This is a genomic window from Cupriavidus sp. 2TAF22 (assembly GCF_052115045.1).
Classification (GTDB): Bacteria; Pseudomonadota; Gammaproteobacteria; order Burkholderiales; family Burkholderiaceae; genus Cupriavidus.
On record NZ_JBFRFX010000003.1, the window covers coordinates 137195 to 157631 of the forward strand.

A 20437-nucleotide genomic window follows, 5' to 3' on the forward strand; every position below is an offset into this window, starting at 1 on the left:
TCCAATGCCGAACCCGCTGCGCTTGTTCGTCCTTCGCGTCCCTGACGACAATGCGTGCGGTTGCGTGGCGGCAGGCGGTGGCCGGGATGGTGCACGCGGCAGGCGCGGCGCGCGCGCCTGGCTCGCATCGTGGTGGTTCGCGGCAGCCGTCGCGCTGACCGTGCTGCTGACGCTGACGGCGCTCCCGGGTAGCGCGCGCGCCGACGTCATCGAAGTCAACGAGGCCCGCATCGAATACCAGGATGGCGGTTTCGACCTCGCCGCAAGCTTCGATTTCGACCTGCCGGCACCGCTCGAGGACGCGCTCAACAAAGGTATCTCGCTCTATTTCGTGGTCGATTTCCAGCTCACGCGCCCGCGCTGGTACTGGTTCGACGAGAAGCCGGTCAATGCCAGCCGCAGCGTGCGGCTGTCCTACCATCCGCTCACACGCCAGTACCGCGTCTCCACCGGCGGGCTGCAACTGCCGTTCACGCGCCTGAAGGGCGCGCTGCAGTTCATCCAGCGCGTGCGCGGCTGGCGCGTATTCGACCGCGGCATGGTCAAGGCCGGCGAAACCTACCAGGCCGAGGCGCGCATGCGACTGGACCTGACCCAGCTGCCCAAGCCATTCCAGATCAACGCCGTGAACACGCGCGAATGGAATCTCGCCTCGGAATGGCGCCGCTTCAGCTTCACCGTACCTACCGAGTATCCGGCGCCGCCGCCCGCGCCGCCGGTGGTGCCAGTGCCGCCACCTGCGCCGGCCCCTGCATCGGCCGCTCCGGCGCCCGTGGCCGGCGAAACGCGCGCGGTGCCGTTCGCGCAGACCGTGTCCACGGCGCTGTCGCCCACCGCCCTGGTGCAGCCGGCCCCGGGCCAGCCATGATCGCCAGCAACAGCCTGTGGGACAGCCGCTTCCGGCGCGTGCTCTATCGCGTGGTGGCGGGCATCATCGTCTTCCTGGCGCTGGTGCTGGTGGCGCTGCTGGCCGGCGCCTCGGCCAACACGGAATTCTTCGACCGCTACTTCACGCTGCTGTTCAAGATCAACCTGGTGATCGGCGTGCTGCTGGTGCTGATCATCGGTGCGCTGGCGCTGACCTTGTGGCTGCGCTATCGCCGCGGCAAGTTCGGCACGCGCCTGATGACCAAGCTCGCCGTGTTCTTCGGCGTGGTGGGCGTGCTGCCGGGCGTGCTGATCTACCTGGTATCGCTGCAGTTCGTCTCGCGCAGCATCGAGTCATGGTTCGACGTGCGCGTGGAGACTGCGCTCGAGGCCGGCCTCAACCTGGGCCGCTCCACCATCGACAGCGCGCTGTCCGACCTGCAGGGCAAGGCCCGGCTGATGGCCGACCAGCTCACCAGTTCGTCCAACGTGGCCACCTCGCTGCAGCTCAACCGGTTGCGCGAGCAATACGGCGTGCAGGAAGCCGCGATCTTCACCGGCAGCGGACGCGTGATCGCCACGGCCTCGAGCAGCTATGCATCGCTGGTGCCGGACCTGCCCTCGGGCGTGCTGGCAGAGCAGGCCCGCCTGGCCGGCGGCTACGCCGCGGTGGAAGGCGGCACCGACCCGGCCGTCGATGGCCATCACCCGCCCGAACGCACCGATGCCAGCCACCTCTACCGCCTGCGCGTGATCGTGCCGCTGGGCCCCGCGCCCACGGCGCAGGCCAGCGCGGCGAGCCCCGCCGGCACCGCCAGCCAGCCGGGCGCCAAGGCGCCGCTGAACCTGGCCAGCCGCTGGGCCGGCTCCGGCCTGTCGGTGGAGCGCCGGCCCGAGGATGCCGCGTCATCGGGCTTCGGCCTGATGGGCGAGACCGTGCGCGAAGAGCGCTACCTGCAAGTCGTGCATCCCGTGCCGACGGCGCTGGCGCGCAATGCCGACGAGGTCCAGCGCGCCTACCAGGAGTACCAGGAGAAGGCGCTCGGGCGCACCGGCCTGCGCAAGATGTATATCGGCACGCTGACGCTCACGCTGTTCCTCGCGGTGTTCATCGCCGTGATGCTGGCGCTGCTGCTCGGTGGCCAGCTGGCGCGGCCGTTGCTGATGCTGCTGCAAGGGACCAAGGAAGTCGCCGAGGGCGACCTCTCGCCCAAGCGCGAGCTCAAGAGCCGCGACGAGCTCGGCATGCTCACGCAGCAGTTCAACATGATGACGCGCCAGTTGTCGGAGGCGCGCATCGCGGTGGAACAGAACCGCAGCGCGCTGGAGAAATCCACCGCCTACCTGGAGAGCGTGCTGCAGAACCTGACCGCCGGCGTGTTCGTATTCGACCGCCGCTTCGTGCTGATCACGGCCAACCCCGGCGCCGAGCGCATCTTCCGCCAGCCCTTTGCCGGCGCGCTGGGCCAGCCCATCGAAGGCATCCCGGTGCTCGGCGCGTTCGGCGACATCGTGCGGCAAGCGTTTTCCGAGCAGAGCACCAGCGAGATGCTGGGCGGCTCGCAGCACTGGCAAAAGCAGATCGAGCTGCCGCAGAGCGACGAAGAACAGGCGCTGACGCTGCTGGTGCGCGGAGCACGGCTGCCGGGTGGCAGTGTCGGCGAGCGCGACGAGCCGGGCTACGTGGTGGTGTTCGACGACATCTCCGATGTGATTTCCGCTCAACGCTCGGTGGCGTGGGGCGAAGTGGCGCGGCGCCTCGCGCACGAGATCAAGAACCCGCTGACCCCGATCCAGCTCTCGGCCGAGCGCCTGCAGATGAAGCTCTCGCCCAAGCTCGAGGGGCCCGATGCCGACGTGCTCAAGCGTGGCGCCACCACCATCGTCAACCAGGTGGCGGCCATGAAGCGCATGGTCGACGACTTCCGCGACTACGCGCGCACGCCGCCGGCGATGTTGCAGTCACTGCAGATCAATGCCCTGGTTGCCGAGGTGCTGCACCTGTACGGCATCGACGACGCCGGCGTGCACGAGCATGCCGTGATTCATCCGGCGCTGGCGGCCGGCCTGCCCGAGATCAAGGGCGATCCGACCCAGTTGCGCCAGGTGATTCACAATCTGCTGCAGAATGCGCAGGACGCGGTGGCGGACAACGTTGCGGCGGCCCGTCCGGCGCCCCGTATCGCTCTGCACACCGAGACTGTAGAATACAAAGATTCTGCCGGCGAAGACCGGCAGGCCGTCAAGCTCACCATTGCGGATAACGGTCCCGGTTTCGCCCCGCGCATCCTCAGCCGCGCGTTCGAACCCTACGTGACCACCAAGGCCAAGGGTACCGGCCTGGGGCTCGCGATGGTGAAGAAGATCATTGACGAACACGGCGCCCGCATCGAACTGCGCAATCGCATGGAGGGCACCGAACTCATCGGGGCGCAGATCTCCATCCTGTTCGTTAAACTGGCATAGTCACAATGTAGCGGCCCCGAACCCGGTGAGCCGCGGTGGGGTCAAGAGGGGAAGTATGGCAACCATCCTCGTAGTCGACGACGAAATGGGTATCCGGGAGTTGCTCTCGGAGATCCTCAGCGACGAAGGCCATGTGGTCGAAGTGGCAGAAAACGCGCAGAAAGCGCGTGAGTACCGTGCCGGCAATACGCCTGACCTGGTGCTGCTTGACATCTGGATGCCCGATACCGACGGCGTCACGCTGCTCAAGGAGTGGTCGGCGCAGGGCCTGCTTTCCATGCCTGTCATCATGATGTCGGGCCATGCCACCATCGATACCGCGGTGGAGGCGACCAAGATCGGTGCGCTCAACTTCCTCGAGAAGCCGATCGCACTGCAGAAGCTGCTGTCCGCCGTCGAGCAGGGGCTCGCACGCGGCGTCGAACGTCCGCGCGCAAGCGCTGGCGCCGGCACCGCACTGCCCACCGCCAGTAACGGCGAAGCCGCACCATTGGTGGCCACGGAGGCCGCTGCCGAGGCAGTCAACGGCAGCCCGCAACGCTTGCCCGAAGCCGAGATGCATTTCTCCTTCGACATGCCCCTGCGCGAAGCACGCGACCTGTTCGAGCGTGCCTATTTCGAGTACCACCTGGTGCGCGAACACGGCAGCATGACCCGCGTCGCCGAGAAAACCGGCCTTGAACGCACCCACCTGTACCGCAAGCTCAAGCAACTCGGCGTGGAACTGGGTCGCAACAAGCCGGAGCCGGCGGAACAGTAAGTTATTTTTCGGGCAGTGCTTGACCGGGCAAAAAAGCACTGCTATTATTTCGCTTCTTTGGCCCGGTAGCTCAGTCGGTAGAGCAGAGGATTGAAAATCCTTGTGTCGGCGGTTCGATTCCGTCCCAGGCCACCAGCATTAATGAGAAAGCCCAAGATCTGAAAAGGTCTTGGGCTTTTTTCATTGGGGCCAGCATATGGCCCGTGCCTTCCCAGGGCATTCGCCGCGCATATCGCCCATGCGCTTGCAATTGCATATGGGCTTCCGTTTCCCGCAGCGCGCCTGCGCGCACGATTGCGTATCGACGTGTCGCGGCGTAGCGTAGCGTGTCGCGACGAAGGCGGCGTATTGCACCGCATTGCACTGTATTGCGACGTAACACGACGTATTGCACTGTCGAGCAGGAGGGCATCACGCGCGCCTGCACAGCGCCTTCGAGCTTGCATCGCACCTTGTCCCCGACGCCCCTTCAGGCACGCCTCGCCATCCTGTGGCGCGGCGCATGCGCGCTTGCATTGTTGCCCCTCACCGCCTAATGTTCATGCACGAATTCCGCCGCGAATTCCTGCTCGAGTGCCGCCGCGTCAGCGATTATCGGCATTGCGTCAATTCCCCTTGAAATCCGCCTTTTGAATTTGATCCTGCGCGCCGAAATTCGTCGTCGCATGGAGTAGATCGGGCATTCCCGATACCTGCGGAAAACCGACCCCTTCCTACATTCGATACCTCCGGTTCATTCATAAGATGCCGGACATGCATTGACGCTCCAGGCGGAAAAACGGAACACTGCGCCCTCTGCCATTCGCGCTGGATTCCTCCGCGCCCCTCCTTTGCAAACCCGATGCACGCTTCCCACGATGTGACCGCGGCCCCGGTCCGCTCCCTTGGCCCGCAAGACGGCAGTCCGCGCGTACCCACGCCTGCGGTCCCGCTCGCCAGGCGCCTGGTGGCGGAGGCATTGGGTACGGCCCTGCTGGTAGCGGTGGTGGTGGGCTCGGGCATTCGCGCGCAGCAGCTGGCGAGCGGCAATGTCGCGTTGGCGCTGCTGGCCAATGCGCTGGCCACGGGTGGCGGGCTGATCGCGCTGCTGCTTGCGCTGGGGCCGGTGTCGGGCGGGCATTTCAACCCGGTGGTGAGCCTGTCGGCGATGCTGCGCGGGGAACTGGCCGCGCGCGATGCATGGCGCTATGCGCTGGTGCAGGTGGGCGGTGCCGTTGGCGGCGTGATGTGTGCGCATGCGATGTTCGGCGAGCCCATGCTGGCCTGGTCGGCGCAAAGCCGTAGCGGCGCATCGATGTGGTGGAGCGAATGCGTTGCCACCTTCGGCCTGATCGGCGTGGCGATGGGCACCGCGCGCAGCCGGCCTGGCGTGGTGCCGTTCGCGGTGGCAGCGTACATCACGGCGGGATACTGGTTCACGGCATCGACCTCGTTCGCCAATCCGGCACTGACCATCGGGTGCGCGCTGACGGCGACCTTCACCGGTATCCGCGCCATCGATGTACCCGGTTTCGTGCTGGCGCAACTGGCCGGCGGGCTGGGGGCCACGCTGGTGTTCCAATGGCTGCTGGGCGTGCCCCGCCGCAGCCTGCCGGGGGCAGGGCGCGGTGCCAGGTGGCGCGCCGGGGCGGCGCCTACCAGCGCCGATTGAGCTGTACGCCGAAGACCGAGCCGGAGTTCTGCGTCGCCCAGGTGTCCGAGGGCGCGGTGAAGGCGATGCCGTCGACATCGCTGGCGCGGCTGTAGGTGTAGAACGCGCGCAGGTTGGCGTTACCGGCAGCCTTGCCGAGCGTGAAGGTCGGCGCCACCGTCAGCGCGGTGCGCTGGCCGCTGGTGCCGAAGCCAGAGGTGATCTGGTCGTGCGCGACCTCGAAGGTGAGCTTGAACTGGTCGCTGGCGATGTAGGCCGGACGCACGCGCGTGGCAGTCCATTGCAGGGTGCCCACCGGCGAGCGGTCGAACTGCATGCTGGATTCCACCGAGCCGGCCAGTCCCAGGCCCGAAGCCCGCTTCCACTCCATCGATTCCGCCACGCGCACGCGCGACAGCGACGGCCCCATGCCGGTATAGCCGGTGAGGGCGTTGCGGCTGCCTTCGCCGAACTGCATGCCGAAGCGGTTGGTGCCTGCCAGCACGCCTTTCTGTTCATGCATGGCGGAAACCCACCATGCGCTGCCGGTCTGCGCTATCAGCGGCTCGGCTTCCACGCGCGTATAGCCCAGCTGCACCGAACCTTTCTCGTTGGTGTTGATGGGCGCGGTGCGCAGCGAATGGTAGCTCGGCAGGTTGGCACCATTGAGATCGTTGCGCGAGGTGTACTGGTAGTTCAGCGCGATATCGCCGAAGCGCGCGTTATCCACGCCGAAACGCATGGCCGGCGAAGTGGGCGGCAGCAGCCCCGACGACATCAGGAAGGACGAATCCTCGCGCCGGCCGGCCCACATGGTGGCGCCGTCGAGCACGGAAAGGCCGCTGACCGCCGTGTAGAACTGCGGCAGCAGCGCATACGGGTCGACCGCGGCGGGGCGGCCATTGACCGAGGTGGCATCCGTGCCCTTGGCCTGCGCCACCAGCTGCACCTGCGCGCCGCCATCGAGCGAGAACAGCGATTCCTTCACCTTGACCTCGCCGGTGCTGCGGCAGGCCAGCCCGCCGATGCCGGCGGACGGCGTGCCGCCGCCCGCGCAGGCGCGCGTGGTGGTCGTGCGGTCATCGTAGGCGGCGCGGCCGCTGTAGCCCAGGCGCCAGACCTGGTCGCCGGCGGGATCGTCGGCCGGCAATCGGGAGGCCAGGGAGAAACCTTCCGCGGCGGGCGCTTCGGGGGCGTCGCCGTCCGGCAGCCTGGGTGGTGTTTCCGCCACGAACTGGCCAAGGCGCTTGGGGAACAGCACCACCGGCGGCGGCGGGGCTATGTAGGGCTGCAGCGGGAATTCGGGATCGGGCGGCCCGGCGAGTTCGGTGCCATCGTCAGACAAGCCGGCATTGACCCAGCTGGCGGGCGCGGGCGGCGGCGGGGCCACTGCCCCGGATGCGGCAGCGCCGGCTGCTGTTTGAGGCTCCGCGCCGGGAGGTGGGGCGGATGTGGCCGGTGTGGCCGGTGTGGCCGGTGTGGCCGGTGCGGCCGGTGCGGCCGGTGCAGCAGGTGCGGCGGCAGGCGCCGGGTCTTGCGCGCCCGCGATCAGTGCTGCCAGCGGATCACTTTCCGCCGCCGCTGGAATCATTGCCAGCGACTGCTTCGCAACGCCGTGCGGCGTCGCCTGCACCGCCGGCGGCGTCACATCCGCGCCGGCAGGCGTCTGCGCGCACGCATTCAAACCCCAGGTGGCCAGGATGGCCAGCACGAGGCAGCGCGGGAGACGATCCGGCGGGAAGCGGGGGACAGGCGAGGCGAACAACATAGGCGATACGGGCAAGGCGTGATTTTTTAACAGTCGAGCAATTGGACAGCAAGCGGGGTTACAAAATCCGCGGCGAAGCGGCCTTCTCACCATACGAAAAACGGGGTCAGGGCTACCGGAAAGCACCTGGGACATCATGTGCGGCCGCAGCATGGCAAATGCTGTCCACCACTCCGCATGTCGTGTTCTCCCGCGGCTCGCTCCTAGCGAAAACCCGGACTTTCCCGGCCCCCCGTGGCGAAAGGGCCACCGCTATAATCAGCGGGCTAGCCCGACGGGTACGGGCCGGCCTCTCGAGCCTGTTACGAAGGCATGCCAGCATACGTCATTGCCATGGCAAGTCTCCGTAACAGGCTCATTGTTGCGCCGCAGCCGTATCCCGGCTCCATGCGCGTCTCGGTACGGGGGCGGAGGTTCGCGCAAGACGCGGGCTGTCCCGGTCCTGCTGCCGCACTACAAAATCGATAAAGAGGAGAAGTAATGGAACGTCGTTCCTTTCTGTTGAAGGCATCGGCCGTGGCGGCCACCGGCGCGCTGGCCGCTTGCGGCAAGGAAGAAAAACCCGCGGCGCCGGCCGCCGCCGTTGCCGGTGCACCGGCCGTGGTGGGCAGCAATCCGGCCGTGGAATGGCGCCTGGCTTCGAGCTTCCCGAAATCACTCGACACCATCTTTAGCGGTGCTGAATTGCTGTCCGCCCGGGTCAAGGAACTGACCGACGGCAAGTTCAACATCAAGGTCTTCGCCGCGGGCGAGATCGTGCCGGGCCTGCAGGTGCTGGATGCCGTGCAGAACAACACGGTGCAGATCGGCCACACGGCCGGCTACTACTACTTCGGCAAGAACCCGACGCTGTGCTTCGACACCACCATCCCGTTCGGCCTGACCGCACGCCAGCAGAACGCCTGGATGCTGCAGGGCAACGGCATGAAGCTGATGCGCGAGTTCTTCAAGGAATACAACGTCATCAACTTCCTGGGCGGCAACACCAATGCCCAGATGGGCGGCTGGTTCCGCAAGGAAATCAAGACCGTGGCGGACCTGCAGGGCCTGAAGTACCGCATCGCCGGTTTTGCCGGCGTGGTGCTGTCGCGCCTGGGCGTGGTGCCGCAGCAGATCGCCGGCGGCGATATCTACCCGGCGCTGGAAAAGGGCACCATCGACGCGGCCGAGTGGGTTGGCCCCTATGACGACGAGAAGCTCGGCTTCTACAAGGTGGCCCCGTACTACTACTACCCGGGCTGGTGGGAAGGCAGCGCGCAGCTGTCGTTCTACGCCTCGGCCACCGAATACGAGAAGCTGCCGTCGCTGTACAAGCGCGCGCTGGAAACGGCCACCATCGAGGCCCACACCACCATGATGGCCAAGTACGACGCGGTCAATCCGCAAGCCCTGGCCCGCCTGCTGGAAAACGGCGTCAAGCTGCGCCCGTTCTCCAAGGAAATCATGGAAGCCTGCTTCAAGGCTACCCAGGAAGCCTACGCCGAAGAGACCGCCAAGAACCCGTCGTTCAAGAAGATCTACGACGACTGGCGCGTGTTCCGCAACAACGAGGCCGCATGGTTCAACGTGGCCGAGCAGGCGTTTTCGCAGTTCAGCTTCGCGCGCAAACTCTAGGCATGCGCACGAGGGAGGCGGGCCTCGGCCCGCACCCTTGCCAGCCGCCTGCAAGCCCGTGCCCAGCGCGGGCTTTTTTACGCCGGTAGAATCGCCCGATTCTTTGGGACTTCTCATGCAAATCGGCATTCTCTACGCGCTGCTGGCCTACATCATCTGGGGCCTGCTGCCGCTCTATATCAAATCCCTGCACGGCATCGCGCCGATGGAGATCCTGCTGCACCGGATGGTGTGGTCGCTGGTCTTCCTGGGCCTGGTGCTGGCCTGGCGCCGCCATTGGGGCTGGCTGCGCGGCGTGTGGTCAAACCCGCGCCTGCTGGCCGGCTTCGTGGCCAGCGCGCTGCTACTGAGCGGCAACTGGTTCCTCTACATCTGGTCGGTCTCCAACGGGCGGGTGGTTGACGCCAGCCTGGGCTACTTCATCAATCCGCTGTTCAATGTGCTGCTGGGCGTGCTGTTCCTGCACGAGCGGCTGCGGCCCGTCCAGTGGCTCTCGATCGCCATCGCGGCGGCCGGCGTGCTGTGGCTGACCGTGGCCGCCGGGCAGCTGCCCTGGATCGCCCTGGCGCTTGCCGGCACCTTCGGCGGCTACGGGCTGCTGCGCAAGACCGCGACGCTGGGCGCGCTCGAAGGCCTCTCGCTCGAGACACTGTTGCTGTTCCCGCTGGCGGCCACCTCGCTGGCCTACCTGTTTGTCAGCGGGCAGGCCGGCTTCAGCCATGCCGCGGGCGGCGTGCAACTGCTGGCGCTGCTGGCCGGCCCGGTGACCGCGGTGCCGCTGCTGCTGTTCGCCGCCGGCGCCCGGCGCATCCCGCTTTCCCTGCTCGGGCTGCTGCAATACACCGGCCCGACGCTGCAACTGTTGCTGGGAGTGTGGTTGTGGCACGAGCCGTTCCCGGCCAGCAAGCAGGCCGGCTATGCGCTGATCTGGATCTCGCTGGCGGTCTATGCGGTGGAGGGCATCCTCGCGGGCAGGCGCCGGGTTGCCGCCGTGGCGGGAAGCTGAAGGGCAGGGCGCGTTCTGCGCGCCCCGGCAATGATTCGCGCTATCAATGAATCAGGCGATCAGAATTGATCAATTATTTGTCGCGGCGATGCTTTTGGCGTATTCCGCGATAGGTCGATGAGGCGAAAGGCCGTATCCAGTTCGATTCACTGCCCATTTCATTCGCCGCATTTATCAAGCAGCTCGTCTATTCAATCATGTCATTCTTGGTGGGAATGACATGCAACCCTACCCCGCCGGATAGAGCCCCTTGACCTGCGCATGGAGCCGCACCAGGCCAAGCAGCGCATCGATATTCGGCGTGGCGATGCCGACATGCCCGGCAATCTCGCACACGGAGGCCACCAGCGCGTCGATCTCCAGCGGACGCCCGGCCTCGGCATCCTGCAGCATCGACGTCTTGAAGGCGCCCAGCTTGCGCGTGACCTGGCTGCGCTCTTCCCCGCTCTGGGCGATCGGACAGCCGATGGCGGCGCCCACGCGGCCGGCTTCCTCCATCACGGCCAGGCAAAATCGATTGACCAGCGGATCGTCGAGAATGCGGTCGCACGTGGCCCCGGTCAGCACGGACACCGGGTTCATCGTCATATTGCCCCACAGCTTGAACCAGATGTCCTGCTGGATGGCGGCGCTACGCTCCACTTCCAGGCCGCCGCGCATGAGCACGTCCGCGAGCATCTCCAGCCGCGCGCCGGCCGGGCTGGTTGCGCCGCCCGCGGCACCGAGGATCAGCCGCGCGCCAAAACCATGGCGGACCGTGGCCGGCGCCGGCGAGGACGCAGTGAGGTGCACCACGCAGCCGATCACCTGCGCCGCCGGGATGGCGCGCGCGATGACGCCGCCCGGGTCCACCGCATGCAGGGACAAGCCCGAGAACTGGCCCGGCCGCTCGAAGAACCACCACGGCACGCCGTTCATCGCCGTCACCACCACCGTGCCCGGGCCGATCAGCGGCCCGATGGTCTGGGCCAGCGCTGGCAGCGCGGGTGCCTTGACCGCCAGGATGACCACATCCTGCGTACCGAGTGCTGCGGAATCGCCCTCGGCGCGCACGCGGAAAGTATCCGTGCGCTCGCCCTCGATCAGCGTCAGGCCCCGTTCGCGCAATGTGGCCAGCGTCTGGCCGCGCGCCAGCACATGAATGGGCTGGCCGGAGCGGGCCAGCCTGGCGCCGATAAAGCCGCCAACGGCGCCGGCGCCGACGATGCAGATGGAAGTCATGGCTGTGTTGCCTCTCTGGTGATTGCCAGAATCATTCTCGGGAAGAATGAACGCAAACTAAGATTGATAAGACACATCGATACGGTCGATTTCCCGCGTCAGCGCGGCGAAAACATCCTCGCCGGCGCCGAACGCGGGATTGAACTGGAGCGAATCGCGCGTGCACTTGCGCTGGATCTCCTCCGGCACCGCCAGCGCATCGCCCATGGCCAGCGTGGCCATCTGGATCTCGCAGGCGCGGTTGAGCAGCCATAGCGTGGAGAAGGTACGTGCGATGCTGTCGCCCCACGCCAGCAGCCCGTGGTTGCGCAGGATCACGGCCGGCCTGTCACCGATATTGCGCACCAGGCGCGGCCCTTCGTCCTCATGCACGGTGATGCCTTCAAAGGGATGGTAGGCGACCTTGCCGAACAGCTGGGCGGCGTAGAAGTTGCTCATCGACAGGCCCTGCGCCGAGCAGGCCACTGCCATGCCGGCCGTGGTGTGGGTGTGCATCACGCAATGCGCACCCTCGATGCCGGCGTGGATGGCCGCGTGCACGGTAAAGCCCGCCGGATTGACCGGCCACGCGCTCTCGCCGACCACCTGGCCGTCCAGGCCGATCTTGACCAGGTTGGAGGCAGTCACCTCCGCATAGCGCAGCCCGAAGGGATTGATCAGGAAATGCGGCCTGGCCGGATCGCCGCCCGCCTCGGGCGGCAGGCGCAGCGTGATGTGGTTGTAGATCAATTCGGTCCAGCCGAGCCGGTCGAAGATGCGGTAGCAGGCGGCCAGCTTGACGCGGGCCTCCCATTCCATGGGATGAATGTTGGCGACAGCCATGCAGGTCTCCTCTGCGTGTCGTGCGGCGTCGATGCGCGCGCTTGCCCGGTACTGCCAGGGTGGGGTCGGGTCGCGGCACCCTGGTTGCCGGCCCGATTAATTACCATGTTAATGATTTTGCGGGGCCGGTCAAGCAGGGCTTACGGCAGGGTATTGCGCATGATCAGCACCCACGGCATGTGCGAATTGGTGGCGCTGTCGATCATGCCGGAGTCGCCCAGCTCGATCAGCTCCATCGAAACCGATTGCTGCACGTTGCCGCCGATGGCCTTGACCAGGCGCGCGGCCGGATCTACCTCCACGACGATATCGCAATGCATCGGCGTGGTGCCGAAGCCGATATCCGCGGCACTGGCCAGGTATTTGTCGGCTCCGCGTCCTGCGCAGATCACATCGCCCGGCCGGGGCATGGCGGGCACCGGTTCGATGCGGAAGGCCGGCGCGGGCAGGATGCCGTCGCGCGCATCCACCACGTACATCGAATGCGAATCGCCGGTGAGGAACTGGCGCTCGTCCAGGCCCGCCTTGCGCATCACCCACGAGATGAAGACCGCCGACCAGGCCCAGCTTCCCTGCGTGATCTGCCGGCACGTGACCGCCTTGCCGACGATGCCCCAGTAGCGCTGCGCCAGCTTGCAGCCCTGCGCGGTGGCCTCCATGCCGGTGCCGTCGGGAAAACGCAGGCAGCTCGGCCCGCCGCTGTCGTCTTCGTCGCGGTCATCCTCACGGTCGGCCGAACGGCTCGCCATGTCGGGGGCATCCGTACCCGCCGCTGCGTCTGCCGGCGGGGCGGGCATGCCGGGCACTACCGGCGCCGGAAGAGGGCTGTCGGCCACGCAGGATGTGTCGTCGCGGCCCAGCCGCACGGTCTGGCCACCCCAGCGCTGCCACTCCTGCCAGGCGATCTCGACGATGCGCTGGCGCTGGCTGGCGCCGGGCGTGGTAGACGGCCGTTCGGTGTCGGGCAACGGCACCGCCTGCGGGCGGGCCGGCTGCGATGGCGTGGTGCAACCGCCGAGCAGCGCGAGTGTCACCAGCACGCTCAGTCCAAGCCGGCGCGCCTGTGGAAAATTTTGTGGGAAACGCTGTGAATAAAACTGTGGAAATCTGCCTGGCGGCGATCTGGGTTCCATGCGGGTCCCTACACGGCAGGACGCCCTAGGCCCTTGTATTTATTGAGGGAAGGCGCCGATAGGACACCATCTTACCGGGCTGGAGGAAGGGTGCGGCGTATACCGCGAAGCGTCAGGATAACCAGTGCGCCGATATTGTGGATAACGCCCCCCGCCTGGCGCTCGCCCGCGCCAGGCGGCAGCTGGCGGCGACACGGCGGGGTTGTTCCTGCGAGGCCGGCACGAGGGCTGCCTGCGGGACATTGATGCTCACTGGTTCACAGCATCCTTGAACTTCTGGCCGGCCTTGAACTTGACAGTCTTGGCGGCTTCGACCTTGATTTCTTCGCCGGTGCGCGGGTTGCGCGCCATGCGTTCGCCGCGTTCACCCTGGCTGAAGGTGCCAAAGCCGATCAGGCTCAGCGTGTCGCCCTTGGCGACGGCGTCCATGATGGCGCCCAGCGTCACATTCAACGCTTGTTCAGCCTTGGCCTTGGTCAGGCCGTCCACGCCGGCCGCGATGGCGTCGATCAGTTCGGTTTTCGTCATGCTTCACTCCGTCTCGAGTTGATAAAACAGGGACGCCCGACCGGACCGGCACGCTGGGCGCCGGCCCTGGCAAAGGCGCCGCGGGCCACATCATACCGTGTCGGGCAAGGCTGACCGGGAACAGATTGTTACAGCGTATCCCGCGCCAGGCCGCGCCGGCTGGGGCTTTGAAGGCAACGGCCGGGCTCCGGAATGACCACGACGGACCGGGAGAACGCCCCAGGCGAAGCACGGCTGCGAGGCGTCCCGCAGGGCATACGGAAGGAAAAAACGGCGTCAGGGGCCTCCTGAACGCTCGCAGAGCCCCTCAGGCGCCCCCCATCACCATCGAGACGCGTATACGGCCCCCAGGCCCGCCCAGGCCTCTCCGGAGCGCCTGGGACCCGCATAGCGTGCCTGGCGCGCTGCAAGGGCGGCCTGGCCGGCCGGACTCCGTCTGGCTAGGGAAAGGATGCCGATCGCACCGTTCTGCCGGCGGGGCGCCGAAACCGCGATGGCCGGCGACCCGGCGGGGCGGCCTGCACTATCGTGCATGGTGAAAACAGTCATATTCGCGCCGCGAATGCCAGCCTTGGGTGCCGCCCTGCGGCTGCACCTGCACCTGCGTATCCCCGGCCATCTTCGGGTGCGTATACGTGGCGCCAGCGTCCCGGGCTCGGCCCTTTGTTGGCGGCGTATACATCGCGAGCGTATACGCCGCAGCCGTCAATCACAGGCTGCTCAAAAAAGAAGCCATGTGAAAAGCGGCTTCCGGTTCATTTGGTTTTCCTGCCAGCCCTGTCTGTTCCCGGCGGCCGGACGCAGTCCTTTCTGTTTACATCTTTCTTTCATGTATACAGATAGTAGTAGTAGGTAAACGTCGCGCCTTTCTGTGGATAACACCGTTAACGTCATGTAAATCAACGGTTTACAGAAAGTAGAAGTGCTGGAACGCCATGTTGGCCGGCGTGGATGACTCCGCCTTCCGGCCGAGGCGGTAAACGCAAGCCTCCGACTTATGCCTGATGCGTCCCCATCTCAACCCCAGGCAGCCCACATGAATCACGCGTTCTTATCCACAGATTTTTGCGGGCTTATCCACATGCCTTGTTGACCTTGGGCGCCCGTTTACGTCGTCGGCGGCGCGGTGGTTTCCCCGTGCGCAGGCGCGGGTCGGGCTGACGTATACGTCAGCCTTGGCCTGACGCCATTCCGTATACCTGGCCGACCCGGGTATACGGCGGTGTCGCATGGCGCTGCCGTATACCGACATTTGCCGTGGAAGGGGATGCCGCCGCCATGGGGCGCAGGTATCATCGCCAGCGCGCAGCCACGTGGGGTGGCAGGCCGGCGGATCACTTTGGGATGGCAAATGGTGGAACAGGTGAAGCGGAGCGGTGCGGAGCTGCAAAGCGGGGACGCAAGGCAGGGTACGGAAGGAACGGCTGACGCGGCGGCAGCCGGGAAGGAAGCCGGGCAAGGCAAGAAGAAGGCAAAGGCCGGCAAGCGCAAGACCGCTTCCGACCGCGTCGAAGTGCGCCGCTCAGGCGTGCACGGCAAGGGCGTCTATGCGATTGCGCCGATCGCCGAGGGCGAACGCGTCATCGAGTACAAGGGCGAGCATATTTCGTGGAAGGAAGCGCTCGAGCGCCATCCGCACGATCCGGACGATCCCAACCACACCTTCTATTTCAGCCTGGAAGACGGCGACGTGATCGACGCCAAGTTCGGCGGTAACCGCGCGCGCTGGATCAACCATGCCTGCGAGCCCAACTGCGAGGCGCGCGAGAAGAAGGGCCGCGTGTTCGTCCACGCGCTGCGCGACATCGCCGCCGGCGAAGAGTTGTTCTATGACTACGGCCTGGTGATCGACGCGCGCTACACCAAGAAGCTCAAGAAGGAATTCGAGTGCCGCTGCGGCAGCCCGCAATGCCGCGGCACCATGCTGGCGCCGAAGGAAAAGAAGAAGCGCTAGGCCTCAGGGCCGGGCAGGGCACGGCAGCCTCATGCGGTGCCGGCCGCCTCGCACGGAATGCGGATGACGAACCGCATTCCGCGCGTCTCGGCGCCGGGGGTGGCGGGCGGCACATCCTCGATGCGGATGGTGCCGTGATGCAAGCCGATGATCTCGTGCACGATGGCCAGGCCCAGGCCGGCACCGCCGGGCGCTTGCGCCGGCGCGTTGCCCTCGGGCGTGTGGTCGCCGCGGAAGAAGCGCTTGAAGACTTCCTCGCGGCGTGCCAGGGCGATGCCGGGGCCGTTGTCTTCCACCATCACCACCGCCATGCCGCGATGGCCTAGTGCCTCGCCGCCGGCGCGCACGGTGATGCGCCCGCCCGACGGCACGTACTTGACGGCATTGTCGATCAGGTTGCTGAGCGCTTCGCGCATCAGGAGGCGGTTGCCGCGCACCGTGGATGGCGCCGCGCCGGTGAAGGTGGGGCCGGGCAGGGTCTCGAAGCCCAGGTCGATCTGGCGCGAGAGCGCCTGCGGCACCCACTCGGCGCCGGTCTCGAAGGCGAGCGAGGCCAGGTCGAAATGCTCGATCGGCCCGAGCCGCTCCAGCGACAGCCCCGGCTCCGCGCGCGCCAGCGAGAGCAGCTGGTTCGACAACCGCACGGCGCGGTCGGCCGCCGCCTGCAGCTCGCGCAGCGCGTGGCCGGTTACCTCCGGATCGTCCGATTGCACGGCGCGGTCGGCGTGCAGCTTGACCGCCGTGAGCGGCGTGCGCAACTGGTGCGCGGCGTCGGCGATGAACTTGCGCTGCGCGTCCAGCGCATCACGCAGCCTGGCCAGCAGCGCATTGAGCGCGCGGATCAGCGGCTCCACTTCGGCCGGCACCTGGGTTTCATCGAGCGGCGCCAGCGACCGCGCGGTCTGCCGGTTGAGCTTGTCGGTCAGGATCTGCAGCGGCACCAGCTCTTCCTTGAGCACGTGCGAGAGGATCAGGCTGCCCACCACCAGCAGCAGGATCAGCGGCACCGACACCGAGAGCAGGATCTCGTTGGCGGCGGTCTCGCGCCGGTCCAGCAGTTCGGCCACTTCCACCACCACCGGTCCGCGCGGCACGCGCCCGGCCTCGCTGGTGGCCAGCTCGTCCGATGCCGGGCTGGGCAGGTTGACCGGCAGGCGCACCGCACGCACCTGGCGCCCGCTGAACCACGCATAGAACAGGCGCGCATCGTGCAGCGAGGTCTGGCCGGTGCCGTAGCCCAGCCAGGTGTCCATGCCGCCGATCAGGCCATCGGGACCATGGATGCGCCAGTAGATGCGATCAGTGCCTTCGGCCTCGACCAGCGTCTGCGCGATCATGGGGATGTCCTGCTCGAGCCGCGGGCCGGCAATCCGGATCTGCTGGGCGATATTGTTGGCCACCCCGTACAGCGCGCGGTCGAACACCTGCGTGGTGTAGTGGGCCGCCAGCCAGTAGGACAGCGAGCCGCTGGTCAGCACCAGCGCGAACAGCGGCGTGGCCAGCGCGCGCAGCAGGTGCACGCGCAGGCTTTGCGTGGACGCGGCGCGCGCGGCCGGGCCGGGAGCGCGCTCTGTGGCTTTGGTGGCAGCGCCGGTGGCCTGCGGCGGCTTGGGGGGGCGTGGACGCGGCCACATGGCGGGCTTGCTCGCGCTGCGCAGCGTCAGGCGCTGGCGCGGATCTGCAGCAGGTAGCCGAAGCCGCGCACGGTGACGATCTCCACGTCGCTTTCCTCCAGCTTCTTGCGCACGCGGTGCACATAGACTTCGATGGCGGTGTCGCCGACAGTGTCGCCGCCTTCGCCGGCCGGATGCGCGAACGTGGCAAGGTGGTCCTGCAGCTGTGCCTTGCTGACCACACGGCCCTGCCGCTGCAGCAGCAACTCCAGCACGGCGAACTCGCGCGGCGACAGTTCCAGCGGCTTGCCGTCGATGAACATGCGGCGGTCATTGCCCGACAGGCGCAGCCGGCCCAGGCGCACGTCGCGCTCGGGAGCGGCCTCGCCGTGCTGGCTGCGCCGCAGCAGCACGCGCACGCGCGCTTCCAGCTCAGGCAGCGCGAAGGGCTTGACTAGGTAATCGTCGGCGCCCGCGTTCAGCCCGGAGAGCTTGTCTTCGAGTTCGTCGCGCGCAGTGAGGATGATGACCGGCGTGGTGCGGTTGCGGGCGCGGTAGCGCGCCAGCAGCGTCATGCCGTCGATGCCGGGCAGTCCGAGGTCGAGGATGACCAGGTCGTGCTGTTCGCGCAGCAGGTGCTCGGTGGCGTAGACGCCATCGTGCACCACGCGCACCTGATGGCCGGCCTGGGACAGGCCGGCTTCGACGCCACTGGCGATCTGGCGATCGTCCTCGATCAGAAGGATACGCATGGCTGCAGGGAGGGTCCGGGAGAGAAGCAGGAGCCGCCAATTGTACAGGCGGCGACCGACACCGACCTTTCGGTTTCCCTACAGTCCGCCCCTCATTTCTTGCCCAGCGAGGCCGCCGCGCGCTCGATGAATCCGGCCAGGTCGATGTCGCGCTGGGTCAGGCCATTGGCATCATGGGTCGACAGCGTGATATCGACGCGGTTGTAGACGTTGAACCATTCGGGGTGATGGTCTGCCTTTTCCGCGGCCAGCGCGACGCGCGTCATGAAGGCGAAGGCGGCGTTGAAATCGGCAAAGGTGAAACGCTTGTGGATCGCGTCGCGGTCCTCGACGGCTTGCCAGCCGGGCAGGCTGGCAAGCAGCGGTGCGCGTTGTTCCTGGGTGAGGGGCACGAGGGACATGATGGGGGCTAGATGGTATGGAGGAAAAGAAGCTGAGCGGAATACCGGCCCGCCCGCCGCGCTGTCCGGCCTGGTTGCGGCGGGCGGCGCGGCGGGCATGCAGCCATTGTTCCACAAAGTGTCCGGGCGGGCGCGCGCCGGTGAAAACGCAGGGAGCGCAACAAGCGCCGCGCGCTCAGACGTCGTCGCTGTCGGCCCAGCCTTCGCGGGTGCCGCGGTTGAGCACGAGGTCGCCGGGGACCACGTCGCCGGCGCCAAGCGTCGGCAGCGCGCGCAGGGATTCGTAGAGCGGCGCGAAGTCCGGCCGCGTGGCGTCGAACAGCTGTTCGAAGCTGTCGATCACGAAATAGGTCTTCTGGAAGGTGTCGATGCGGTAGCGCGTGCGCATGATGCGGCGCACATCGAAGCCGACGCGGTTGGGGCTGGCCGAATCCAGGCTGTAGATCGATTCGCCCTGGCTCGACAGGATGCCCGCGCCGTAGATGCGCAGCCCGGCCGGCGTGCGGATCAGGCCGAATTCCACCGTGTACCAGTACAGCCGGGCCAGCATGTCCAGCGCGTCGAGCGACGCGGCCTTGAGACCGCCCTTGCCGTAGGCCTCCATGTAATTGGCGAAGACCGGGTTGATCAGCAGCGGCACGTGGCCGAACACATCGTGGAAGCAGTCCGGCTCCTGCAGGTAGTCGAGCTGTTCTGGCTTGCGCATCCACCAGCTGGCCGGAAAGCGGCGGTTGGCCAGGTGCTCGAAGAACACCGCGTCGGGCACCAGGCCGGGCACGGCCACGACCTGCCAGCCGGTGGCGCGCATCAGGGTTTCATTGAGCTGCGCGAAGCTGGGCACGCGGTCGCGTTCCATGCCCAGCGTGGACAGGCCCTGCAGGAATTCGTCGCAGACGCGCCCGCGCAGCATCGAGGCCTGGCGCTCGTACAGCTTGCGCCATACCGCGTGGTCCGTGTCGGTATAGCGCTCCAGCGGCTGCTCGATGGTGAAATCGTCGCGCAGCGTCTGGCCCGACAGCAGGCCGGCGTCGAACTGCTCCCTGAGCTTGTCGGTCAGCGTGCCGGCAAAGCCGGGTTGCGCGTCGGACTGGCTATCGCGTGGCTGGCGGCTTGCGGTGGCTTCCATCATGTCGTATCTCCTGCAGATTTGCCGCACAGTTTAGCCAGGAGATGCCGCAGATGGTCCGCAAAATGGGCCTGTTTTCGTCTGATGGCGCGCGGAACACGCAGAATTTTGGTATTGTTTGCGGGAAATATGCGCGTGTGCATTGCCAGCCCCGTCTGCCCCGCGCCGCTCATGACAAGTCACGCTTCCCGGGCGAACCCATCATGCTCAATCTAGACCCCTTCGACCTGGCACTGCTGGCGGCCCTGCAGACCGACGGCCGCTCCACCCACCAGCAACTCGCCGAACGCATCCACCTGTCGCCCAGCCAGATCGGGCGGCGCCTGGCGCGGCTGGAAGCCGACGGCGTCATCACCGGCTACCGCGTAGTGCTGTCGCCGCCGCTGCTCGGGCTTGGCGTGCAGGTCTTCACCAGCGTCAAGCTGGCGCATCACGGCGACACCATCATCGAGCGCTTCCGCGAAGACATCCTGTTGCTCGAGGAAGTGCAGGAGTGTTACTCGGTGGCGGGCGAGGCGGACTACCTGCTGCGCATCATGGTGCCGGACCTGCCCACGCTGGCCGAATTCACCATGAAGAAGCTCATGCGCGTGCCGGGCGTGGAGAGCGTGCGCTCCAACATCGTGCTGACCGCGCTCAAGCGCGACGGGCCGCTGCCGCTGTCGCACCTGCGCTAGCGCGGCGCGCTGTCGCGCCGATGCCGCGCCGGCGCCGCGCCCGCGTGCGCGGGCTTGCACTTGCCATCGGCGCATGTCACCCTCGCCCGGAGCCGTAAA

The 20437-nt window shown here is 66.8% G+C and carries 17 protein-coding genes and 1 tRNA gene; 9 read left to right on the forward strand and 9 right to left on the reverse strand.

The window, feature by feature from the left end; all coding sequences use genetic code 11:
- Positions 1-4 precede the first annotated feature (4 nt).
- The 5 genes from AB4Z48_RS05320 to AB4Z48_RS05340 all read left to right on the forward strand — a co-directional run bounded on the left by AB4Z48_RS05320 (position 5) and on the right by AB4Z48_RS05340 (position 5744).
- On the forward strand, positions 5-868 hold the full coding sequence (locus tag AB4Z48_RS05320) for a DUF4390 domain-containing protein (RefSeq protein ID WP_441612840.1): 864 nt from the start codon (positions 5-7) through the stop codon (positions 866-868).
- On the forward strand, positions 865-3333 hold the full coding sequence (locus AB4Z48_RS05325; protein ID WP_441612841.1) for a sensor histidine kinase: 2469 nt from the start codon (positions 865-867) through the stop codon (positions 3331-3333). The genes AB4Z48_RS05320 and AB4Z48_RS05325 overlap by 4 nt, the downstream gene beginning before the upstream one ends.
- Before the next feature lie 55 nt (positions 3334-3388).
- Complete coding sequence (locus AB4Z48_RS05330; RefSeq protein ID WP_441612842.1) at positions 3389-4093, forward strand: response regulator; 705 nt, start codon at positions 3389-3391, stop codon at positions 4091-4093.
- 59 nt (positions 4094-4152) lie between these two features.
- A tRNA-Phe gene (locus AB4Z48_RS05335) sits at positions 4153-4228 on the forward strand.
- Between the two features lie 706 nt (positions 4229-4934).
- The gene (locus AB4Z48_RS05340) at positions 4935-5744 is read left to right on the forward strand and encodes an aquaporin (protein WP_441612843.1); all 810 of its coding nucleotides are present in this window, start codon (positions 4935-4937) and stop codon (positions 5742-5744) included.
- On the opposite strand, the gene AB4Z48_RS05345 is transcribed toward AB4Z48_RS05340, so the two are convergent.
- On the reverse strand, positions 5728-7491 hold the full coding sequence (locus AB4Z48_RS05345; protein ID WP_441612844.1) for a carbohydrate porin: 1764 nt from the start codon (positions 7489-7491) through the stop codon (positions 5728-5730). The two genes, AB4Z48_RS05340 and AB4Z48_RS05345, sit on opposite strands and share 17 nt — an antisense overlap.
- Positions 7492-7971: 480 nt before the next feature.
- On the opposite strand from AB4Z48_RS05345, the gene AB4Z48_RS05350 reads away from it, so the two are divergent.
- Both AB4Z48_RS05350 and rarD read left to right on the forward strand, forming a co-directional pair.
- Positions 7972-9105, forward strand: coding sequence for a TRAP transporter substrate-binding protein (locus AB4Z48_RS05350; RefSeq protein ID WP_441612845.1), 1134 nt, complete (start codon positions 7972-7974; stop codon positions 9103-9105).
- A 115-nt stretch (positions 9106-9220) separates the two neighbouring features.
- Positions 9221-10111, forward strand: coding sequence for an EamA family transporter RarD (gene rarD, locus AB4Z48_RS05355; protein WP_441612846.1), 891 nt, complete (start codon positions 9221-9223; stop codon positions 10109-10111).
- A 228-nt stretch (positions 10112-10339) separates the two neighbouring features.
- On the opposite strand, the gene AB4Z48_RS05360 is transcribed toward rarD, so the two are convergent.
- The 4 genes from AB4Z48_RS05360 to AB4Z48_RS05375 form a co-directional block, all read right to left on the reverse strand.
- The gene (locus tag AB4Z48_RS05360; protein WP_441612847.1) at positions 10340-11332 is read right to left on the reverse strand and encodes a 2-dehydropantoate 2-reductase; all 993 of its coding nucleotides are present in this window, start codon (positions 11330-11332) and stop codon (positions 10340-10342) included.
- Between the two features lie 57 nt (positions 11333-11389).
- Positions 11390-12187 carry a class II aldolase/adducin family protein gene (locus tag AB4Z48_RS05365; protein WP_441613047.1) on the reverse strand — a complete coding sequence of 266 codons (798 nt, stop codon included), beginning with the start codon at positions 12185-12187 and terminating at the stop codon, positions 11390-11392.
- A 107-nt stretch (positions 12188-12294) separates the two neighbouring features.
- Complete coding sequence (locus tag AB4Z48_RS05370) at positions 12295-13287, reverse strand: DUF2272 domain-containing protein (RefSeq protein ID WP_441612848.1); 993 nt, start codon at positions 13285-13287, stop codon at positions 12295-12297.
- 249 nt (positions 13288-13536) lie between these two features.
- Complete coding sequence (locus AB4Z48_RS05375) at positions 13537-13815, reverse strand: HU family DNA-binding protein (protein ID WP_017227089.1); 279 nt, start codon at positions 13813-13815, stop codon at positions 13537-13539.
- A 1351-nt stretch (positions 13816-15166) separates the two neighbouring features.
- Between AB4Z48_RS05375 and AB4Z48_RS05380 the strand changes: the two genes are divergently transcribed.
- The gene (locus tag AB4Z48_RS05380; protein WP_441612849.1) at positions 15167-15769 is read left to right on the forward strand and encodes an SET domain-containing protein; all 603 of its coding nucleotides are present in this window, start codon (positions 15167-15169) and stop codon (positions 15767-15769) included.
- 29 nt (positions 15770-15798) lie between these two features.
- Here the strand turns inward: AB4Z48_RS05380 and AB4Z48_RS05385 are convergent, their stop codons facing one another.
- From AB4Z48_RS05385 to phhA, 4 genes are all read right to left on the reverse strand, one after another.
- Positions 15799-17403 carry a sensor histidine kinase gene (locus AB4Z48_RS05385; RefSeq protein WP_441612850.1) on the reverse strand — a complete coding sequence of 535 codons (1605 nt, stop codon included), beginning with the start codon at positions 17401-17403 and terminating at the stop codon, positions 15799-15801.
- 26 nt (positions 17404-17429) lie between these two features.
- Complete coding sequence (locus AB4Z48_RS05390) at positions 17430-18134, reverse strand: response regulator transcription factor (protein WP_441612851.1); 705 nt, start codon at positions 18132-18134, stop codon at positions 17430-17432.
- 92 nt (positions 18135-18226) lie between these two features.
- Positions 18227-18535: a 4a-hydroxytetrahydrobiopterin dehydratase gene (locus AB4Z48_RS05395; protein WP_441612852.1), complete on the reverse strand. Its 309-nt coding sequence runs from the start codon at positions 18533-18535 to the stop codon at positions 18227-18229.
- Positions 18536-18710: 175 nt separating this feature from the next.
- Positions 18711-19661 (reverse strand): phenylalanine 4-monooxygenase, encoded by a 951-nt coding sequence (phhA, locus tag AB4Z48_RS05400; protein ID WP_441613048.1) that lies wholly within the window; start codon positions 19659-19661, stop codon positions 18711-18713.
- A 203-nt stretch (positions 19662-19864) separates the two neighbouring features.
- Between phhA and AB4Z48_RS05405 the strand changes: the two genes are divergently transcribed.
- A complete protein-coding gene (locus tag AB4Z48_RS05405) occupies positions 19865-20338 on the forward strand; it encodes an Lrp/AsnC family transcriptional regulator (RefSeq protein ID WP_441612853.1) in 474 nt (157 codons plus the stop codon).
- The last annotated feature ends 99 nt before the right edge of the window (positions 20339-20437 follow it).

What these genes read in the sequence shown, in the direction of transcription:
- AB4Z48_RS05370 (WP_441612848.1), bottom strand. Translation starts at nt 13,287, where the DNA reads ATGGAACCCAGATCGCCGCCAGGCAGATTTCCACAGTTTTATTCACAG.
- AB4Z48_RS05380 (WP_441612849.1), top strand. Translation starts at nt 15,167, where the DNA reads ATGGTGGAACAGGTGAAGCGGAGCGGTGCGGAGCTGCAAAGCGGGGAC.
- AB4Z48_RS05385 (WP_441612850.1), bottom strand. Translation starts at nt 17,403, where the DNA reads ATGTGGCCGCGTCCACGCCCCCCCAAGCCGCCGCAGGCCACCGGCGCT.
- AB4Z48_RS05395 (WP_441612852.1), bottom strand. Translation starts at nt 18,535, where the DNA reads ATGTCCCTCGTGCCCCTCACCCAGGAACAACGCGCACCGCTGCTTGCC.
- AB4Z48_RS05350 (WP_441612845.1), top strand. Translation starts at nt 7,972, where the DNA reads ATGGAACGTCGTTCCTTTCTGTTGAAGGCATCGGCCGTGGCGGCCACC.
- phhA (WP_441613048.1), bottom strand. Translation starts at nt 19,661, where the DNA reads ATGGAAGCCACCGCAAGCCGCCAGCCACGCGATAGCCAGTCCGACGCG.
- AB4Z48_RS05360 (WP_441612847.1), bottom strand. Translation starts at nt 11,332, where the DNA reads ATGACTTCCATCTGCATCGTCGGCGCCGGCGCCGTTGGCGGCTTTATC.
- rarD (WP_441612846.1), top strand. Translation starts at nt 9,221, where the DNA reads ATGCAAATCGGCATTCTCTACGCGCTGCTGGCCTACATCATCTGGGGC.
- AB4Z48_RS05390 (WP_441612851.1), bottom strand. Translation starts at nt 18,134, where the DNA reads ATGCGTATCCTTCTGATCGAGGACGATCGCCAGATCGCCAGTGGCGTC.
- AB4Z48_RS05340 (WP_441612843.1), top strand. Translation starts at nt 4,935, where the DNA reads ATGCACGCTTCCCACGATGTGACCGCGGCCCCGGTCCGCTCCCTTGGC.
- AB4Z48_RS05405 (WP_441612853.1), top strand. Translation starts at nt 19,865, where the DNA reads ATGCTCAATCTAGACCCCTTCGACCTGGCACTGCTGGCGGCCCTGCAG.
- AB4Z48_RS05330 (WP_441612842.1), top strand. Translation starts at nt 3,389, where the DNA reads ATGGCAACCATCCTCGTAGTCGACGACGAAATGGGTATCCGGGAGTTG.
- AB4Z48_RS05375 (WP_017227089.1), bottom strand. Translation starts at nt 13,815, where the DNA reads ATGACGAAAACCGAACTGATCGACGCCATCGCGGCCGGCGTGGACGGC.
- AB4Z48_RS05325 (WP_441612841.1), top strand. Translation starts at nt 865, where the DNA reads ATGATCGCCAGCAACAGCCTGTGGGACAGCCGCTTCCGGCGCGTGCTC.
- AB4Z48_RS05320 (WP_441612840.1), top strand. Translation starts at nt 5, where the DNA reads ATGCCGAACCCGCTGCGCTTGTTCGTCCTTCGCGTCCCTGACGACAAT.
- AB4Z48_RS05345 (WP_441612844.1), bottom strand. Translation starts at nt 7,491, where the DNA reads ATGTTGTTCGCCTCGCCTGTCCCCCGCTTCCCGCCGGATCGTCTCCCG.